General features: G+C 54.6%; 6 protein-coding genes and 1 tRNA gene. 3 read left to right on the top strand and 4 right to left on the bottom strand.

Annotated features, from left to right (window positions below; genetic code table 11):
- Positions 1-412: alkaline phosphatase (locus tag GS12_RS21790; protein WP_200884549.1), on the bottom strand; the 412-nt coding region annotated here is incomplete at its 3' end.
- A gap of 246 nt (positions 413-658) precedes the next feature.
- On the opposite strand from GS12_RS21790, the gene GS12_RS21785 reads away from it, so the two are divergent.
- A tRNA-Ser gene (locus GS12_RS21785) sits at positions 659-746 on the top strand.
- Positions 747-1180: 434 nt separating this feature from the next.
- Here GS12_RS21785 and GS12_RS21780 read toward each other — a convergent pair.
- A complete protein-coding gene (locus GS12_RS21780; RefSeq protein WP_034950873.1) occupies positions 1181-2311 on the bottom strand; it encodes an FAD-dependent oxidoreductase in 1131 nt (376 codons plus the stop codon).
- 82 nt (positions 2312-2393) lie between these two features.
- Positions 2394-2990 (bottom strand): TetR/AcrR family transcriptional regulator C-terminal domain-containing protein, encoded by a 597-nt coding sequence (locus GS12_RS21775; protein ID WP_034950870.1) that lies wholly within the window; start codon positions 2988-2990, stop codon positions 2394-2396.
- Positions 2991-3280: 290 nt separating this feature from the next.
- Between GS12_RS21775 and GS12_RS21770 the strand changes: the two genes are divergently transcribed.
- Entirely contained in the window at positions 3281-4630 is a 1350-nt protein-coding gene (locus GS12_RS21770; protein WP_235421306.1) for a pyridoxal phosphate-dependent decarboxylase family protein, read from the top strand.
- Between the two features lie 67 nt (positions 4631-4697).
- Here GS12_RS21770 and phoH read toward each other — a convergent pair whose 3' ends face one another.
- A complete protein-coding gene (phoH, locus tag GS12_RS21765) occupies positions 4698-5486 on the bottom strand; it encodes a phosphate starvation-inducible protein PhoH (protein ID WP_034950867.1) in 789 nt (262 codons plus the stop codon).
- Positions 5487-6114: 628 nt separating this feature from the next.
- Between phoH and GS12_RS21760 the strand changes: the two genes are divergently transcribed.
- Positions 6115-6454, top strand: a 340-nt coding sequence (locus GS12_RS21760; protein WP_034950864.1) for an L-lactate permease, incomplete at its 3' end; no start/stop codon positions are given.

Below are 6454 nucleotides of genomic sequence, written 5' to 3'. Positions count from 1 at the left end.
CACCGTTATAGGATTTAACACCGGTGCTCCAGGCGGTTGCCGATGCAGCGGAGTCAGTCACGTAGTCCGGCTTATGCGTTTTTTTATCCAGCGCATAATGCGTGTATTGACCGGTCAGCGGCAGCGCATCAATACCTTTAAAGAAACCGCCCGCTCCTTCTGCGTAGTTGCGCGCAGCGGTAATTTCAGAATCGCCCATGCCGTCGCCGATCAGCAGAATGACGTTTTTCGCCGTGCTATTGGTCAGCGAAGCTTTCAGCGTCTCGGTTTGATCCTGTGACAGGCGACGCGCGCCGCCGGGTTGCGTGAGGTCGCCCTGGGCCGCACGGCTCCCGTTCACGTTATCGGCAACCGCACTACCAGAAAGGATGAGGGCGATCAGTGAAAGGCTGAACAGCGTTGTATGTTTCATTACGTCGGCGCTCCGTGAGAAAGTTTTGCTAATGATTTCAGGAAGCCAGTCTGCTTCACAACTGTGACGAATTTTTGTCAGCAACATGTCGCGGGTGTGACAGCGCATTTTGTCGCCCGGGCATCATTATGCAATTTGCTCACGCCTTAACCGGATATAACAAAAGGAAAAAATACTGCTTGACCCTTTACAGGCGACTCCCTATAGTAGCGCCCCGTCGTCCTGTGGACGGCGAGGAAAAAATACGGTGAGGTGTCCGAGTGGCTGAAGGAGCACGCCTGGAAAGTGTGTATACGGCAACGTATCGGGGGTTCGAATCCCCCTCTCACCGCCATATTTAAATGAGAAAGCCTGAATTAACGTTCAGGTATTTTTATTGCATACTCCGCCATGAGAGGGGTGATGAGAACCCCCGCCGGGGTTCGACAGCCGGCGACAGCCGGATGGACAGACCGCAAGCGCAGCGCGGGCTGCCCGCAGGGTGAGCGAAGCGAATCAATCCCCCTCTCACCGCCATATTCAAATGAGAAAGCCTGAATTAACGTTCAGGCTTTTTTATTGCATACTCCCCCGTGAGAGGGGTGATGAGAACCCCCGCCGGGGTTCGACAACCGGCAACTGCCGGTTGGACAGACCGCAAGCGCAGCGCGGGCTGCCCGCAGGGTGAGCGAAGCGAATCAATCCCCCTCTCACCGCCATATTTAAATGAGAAAGCCTGAATTCACGTTCAGGCTTTTTTGTTGCATATCCCTCTGTGAGAGGGGTTCTCTAAATCTGACGGTTACCATTGAAAGCATTAACCAGACTATGAGGCGAATTGACGCCAAAAAGCAGTTCGTGCAGCTCATCGCCGTCGGCGGCCGCTTCAGCGCTGCGACTGAACATGGCCTGTTCATAGTCAGCGATAGCCGCTTCTTTGTCGCCAGAATGCGCGGCGATAGCTTCCCCCAGCTCCGCACCGTCGAGCAGCGCCAGATTGGCCCCTTCACCGTTTGGGGCAGTAAGGTGTGCCGCATCGCCGATCAGCGTTACGCCGCGGCCCCGACTCCAGCGATGGCCGACCGGCAGAGTGAACAGCGGACGCCATACCAGCCCCGTATCACTGTGCACGATCGGCACGATCAGCTCCGCCGCCCAGCCGTCGAATTCCTGCGCAATTTTTTCGGCAGCGGCAGCGGAATCGGTGAAATCTATCGCCTCAAACCACGTCAGCGGTTTCGTTAGCGCCACATAGGTGTGCAACGTATCGCCCTTCTCGCGATGAGCCTGAATGCCCTTTCCGGGCGCAAGCGCAAAAAGAGAACCCCCGCCAACTGCGGCGGACGTTAACGGATATCGCGTATCGCTGCCATACATAAAGGTTTCAATAAAAGACCTGCCGGTATATTCAGGTATGGCAGGAGTAAGTAGCGGCCTGATCTTTGACCAGGCACCGTCCGCGCCCACAAGAAGATCGGTCACAACGCGGCTACCATCAGCGAATATCACTTCATGCTGGCCGGAACCAAGAGCGTGCGCGCTGACAACCTTGCATCCCCACTTCACGGCATCAGGCGGCAGTGAGTCGAGAAGCAGCTGACGTAAGTCACCGCGCAGCACCTCAGGGCGCCCGCCGCTACCGTCGTCAGCTTTTTTATACAAAACGACGGCGTCCCTGTCCAGAATCCGCATCTCCTGCCGACCTTCAAGGATCAGACGACGAAAACCGTCGCCAAGATCGCCTGTCTGCAAGGCCACCTGGCCGTTATAGTCGTGAATATCAAGTAATCCGCCCTGGCTACGCGCCAGGGCGAAGGGTTCTGCTTCATAAATAAAAGCCGTAATACCGTGCAGATGAAGGACACGGGCCAGCATAAGGCCGCCCAGGCCAGCCCCAATAATCGTGACAGGTGTATGCATTGTGAATATCCTTTTGCTGACGTTTTAGTCACCGGCGAAGAACATACCCGGCATTGCAGAAAATGGGTCGTAGTGCGCCTTCTCAGTACCGTTGAGGAAAAGCCTGCGTCTGTTTCAGCTTATCGATCAAATGGCTGCGAAGACCTGCCACCAGCAAACTCAGTCCAAAATCAAAACTGTTTGTCATTTCGCCTGGGTCGGCTTCGGCAGATGCCGCTCGGGCACCCTGCGCCTGCTCTTCGAGCACGCTTCCCATCGTGAACTGCCCGCCTGCAAGAAGCGCCATGCGCGCCGCGTCGTCATCAAATCCGGCCGCTACCAGAAGATCAATTTTAGGAAGGATCTGTTCGAATTCGCTTGCCGATGGCGCCGTTGCAGCATGCAGCTTTGCGCCGTCCCGATGGGTCAGAAGCGCAGCGCGAAAACTGCGGAAATTTTCGGTATACCACCGTGCCCAGTCGGTTGGGTCGCCGGCTACCGGCATGCGATGATGGCGCAGCACTATTGCCGAAGCCATCGCATTTAACAGCGCCGTTTTGTCTTTAAAGTGCCAGTAAAGGGACGCCGCCTCCACATTAAGCCGCAGCGCAAGTTTCCGCATTGTCAGCGCTTCAAGCCCCGTCTCGTTTAGCAATTCAAGACCGGCATCAATCACTTCTTCACGCCGTATTTTTGCCATAATCTACCAGTGGTAAGTTTATTTAACGCTGTTAGATTTTAATGTTGATTTACGCTGATGTCCATTTACGCAGCGCTGAAAAGCGGGAAACAACGATGACCATTGTCAGGCTGCCGCCGTTTTTATCCGGCAATGATGATGACAAAAATTCAGTGTGGCGACGCCCGAATGACTGATAGTTTGAGAAGGCATAACGTTATCGCCAACATTACGGGATAGGTTATCGCGAGATCAGGATGTTCGCCGTACTGTCCGGCGGGCGCAAAGAGGCAGAACCAGAGGAATGAAAAGTGGCGGTGAATGAATTCGAGCTGTTAGCTGATGCGGAAGTACGTGCCTCGGCGTATCTGAAAGCTGTCAATACCAGATGCGTCTATCCGGACGAAAAAGCCATTGAGGCATTGTCACAATTTGAGGAAGCACTCCCGCAAACCGGTCATGGCCCGACCGAATGTCTCGCGCTTCTCGATGACGCCGGTTCGCCGGCAACCGTCGCCAGCAACGGGCCGCGCTACTTCGGCTATGTGGTTGGCGCCTCGCTGCCCGTCGCGGCCGCTGCGGATCGCCTCATCGCGACCTGGGATCAGTCCGGAGACACGCCGGCGGCGGCAGTCATTGAAAAGATCGCGGCGCGATGGGTGCTTGATATTCTCGATCTTCCCGGAGGCAGCGCCGTCGGCTTTGGTACGTCCGCCACGGCATGCGGATTAAGCTGCATCGCAGCCGCCCGCCGCGCGCTTCTGAAAAGACAGGGCTGGGATCTTGATGAGAATGGCCTGGTCGGCGCGCCACGCTTAAAAGTCGTGGTGTCGGAACGTATTCACGTGGTGGTTTTGAAAGCGCTGCGCGTGCTGGGCTTTGGTAAAAAAGATATTTTGACGGCGCCTACAAATGATTACGGCGCTGTCGATCCGGCCAGGCTCCCGCCTCTGGATGATAAAACCATCCTTTGCCTTCAGGCAGGAGAAGTCAATACAGGTGAATTCGACCCATTTAACGAGATCCTTCCCGTCGCTGCGGCCGCTGGCGCATGGGTACACATTGATGGCGCTTTCGGACTGTGGGCCCGGGCCACCTCAAAGCACAAACATCTTACTGCGGGGATTGAGCTTGCAGACAGCTGGACTACCGACGGTCATAAGTGGTTAAACACGCCCTACGATTGCGCCATGGCAATTTGCCGGGACGCAGACGCGCTGGCTGAAACGATGAACAGCGATGCGGTCTACGCGACGGCCTCAAAGGACGCACAGCGGAATCTTACCTTAGAATTTTCCCGCAAGGCGCGCGGCATCCTCATCTGGGCGGCGCTGCGCTCGCTTGGGCGTTCCGGCGTAGCCAGCTTGATTGAGGGGCATATTTCGCAGGCAGCGAAGGCAGCAGCGGCATTGAAAAAAGCCGGTTTTACTGTTCTCAATCGCGTTGTACTCAATCAGGTTTTGATTGCGTGCGAGGACGATAACGTAACGCGTCAGGTACAGGCTGCGGTTGAACGCTCCGGTGAAGCCTGGTTTGGCCTGACGCGCTGGAACGATCGAATTGCCTTCCGTCTGAGCATCTGCTCCTGGCGAACGACGGATAAGGACATTTCCCGGCTTACCGACGTAATAATAAAAGCCAGGGATGACGCTCGCTCCTGAAACTGAGTGGAAAACGCGCTAAAAAAAAGCCCGGGCCAATGCCCGGGACTGTTTCAGTTGACGACGATCAGCCGTAAGCGGCAAGCGTGCGCTGACAAAGCTCGGAGCGTACGCAGTCCTCTTTCTCAAAACGAACCACGCCGATCATCTCGTCCTCAGCAAAGCGTGACAACGCGTCACTGAGGCCGGACTGAACGTGCGATGGCAGGTCGCATTGGGTAATATCGCCGTTGACAATAACGGTGACGTTTTCTCCCAAACGCGTCAGAAACATTTTCATCTGTGCGGCAGTGACGTTTTGCGCCTCGTCGAGGATGACCACCGCGTTTTCGAACGTACGCCCGCGCATGTAGGCAAAAGGCGCGATCTCCACCTTGCCGATTTCCGGGCGAAGGCAGTACTGCATAAAGGAAGAACCGAGACGTTTAACCAGAACGTCGTAAACCGGGCGGAAATAGGGAGCGAACTTCTCAGAAATGTCGCCGGGCAGAAATCCCAAATCTTCATCGGCCTGCAATACCGGCCGCGTAACGATAATCCTGTCCACATCCTTATGTATCAGGGCCTCGGCCGCTTTTGCGGCACTAATCCAGGTTTTACCGCAGCCTGCTTCGCCGGTGGCGAAGATCAGCTTTTTACTCTCTATGGCAGTTAGATAGTGCGCCTGAGCGGCGTTTCTGGCTTCAATGGGCGCGTGGTCGCGCGTATCGCGCGCCATGCCGATTGAGTCCAGTCCCCCCATCTGCACCAGCGAAGTGACCGATTCCTCTTCACGCTGACGATGGCTACGTGAATCGCTGCGAAGAACGCGTTTTGCTTCACGACGCGCTTTGATCACTGCTTTCTGTCTTCCCATAGTGGCACCTTACAGTTGGTTTCATTTCCCGCATCTGAACAGCATGCGATTACGTGAACGCTTTAGCGGTTTTTGGCTTCCTTTTAAGCCTTTAGGGGCCGTAAAAAGACGCACGGCGGAATCAGCCAGGCGTCTGATTTGAGTAATGAAATGAGAAACGAGGAGAGAAGAAAATAGCGTTGGGGCGGAAAAGCCCTCGCGAAGAAAAGCGATGTGATGACGACGATGCTGCGATCCGTGACAGGATATTCCCATTCGCGATCTCCGTGAGGGTAATAACAACACTATAGACTGCCGCTACGAATAAGTTGCTCCAAACGCAGTGATAAATGCAACATTTATTTTACGTGATTTGAAACAAAATTTTATTAACCGATCTTATTTGAACAGCGCCCCGCCCGAACGCCCGGCTGCTGTGCATGGCAGGCGGCCCTACCAATTGAGCGTGAAATCCGCTGATACCTCACAAATTTTTACTCGCTCCGAACAAAGCTATTGCCAGCAAATAACAACTGATTAACCATCCGTTGTCATTATTGATACATCAATCTCTGGCCGTACCAATTTTACATTACGCAGCGTCAGCCGATTCATTGTCACGCCCAACGAATACTCCAGGAGAACAGCAATGGACCTTTGGCAACAAAATTACGATCCCAGTGGAAATATCTGGCTTTCCAGCCTCATCGCCGCGTTGCCGATTATCTTTTTCTTTTTCGCGCTGATTAAACTGAAACTGAAAGGCTACATCGCGGGCACGATAACGGTGCTGATTGCCTTAGCTGTCGCGCTGTTCTTCTATCGCATGCCGGTGGAGCGCGCGCTGGCAGCCGTGGTCTATGGTTTTTTTTACGGGCTGTGGCCAATCGCATGGATTATCGTCGCGGCGGTGTTTGTCTATAAAATTTCGGTGAAAACCGGCCAGTTTGAAATTATTCGCTCGTCGATCCTGACGATAACCGCCGATC

The sequence above is a fragment of the Erwinia oleae genome (assembly GCF_000770305.1).
Lineage (GTDB): Bacteria > Pseudomonadota > Gammaproteobacteria > Enterobacterales > Enterobacteriaceae > Erwinia > Erwinia oleae.
The sequence above is the reverse complement of the archived record's forward strand: the minus strand, read 5'-3'. Positions and strand labels throughout refer to the sequence as shown.

Excerpts from the sequence above, each read along its gene's own strand:
- GS12_RS21775 (WP_034950870.1), bottom strand. The coding sequence starts at position 2,990 with ATGGCAAAAATACGGCGTGAAGAAGTGATTGATGCCGGTCTTGAATTG.
- GS12_RS21780 (WP_034950873.1), bottom strand. The coding sequence starts at position 2,311 with ATGCATACACCTGTCACGATTATTGGGGCTGGCCTGGGCGGCCTTATG.
- phoH (WP_034950867.1), bottom strand. The coding sequence starts at position 5,486 with ATGGGAAGACAGAAAGCAGTGATCAAAGCGCGTCGTGAAGCAAAACGC.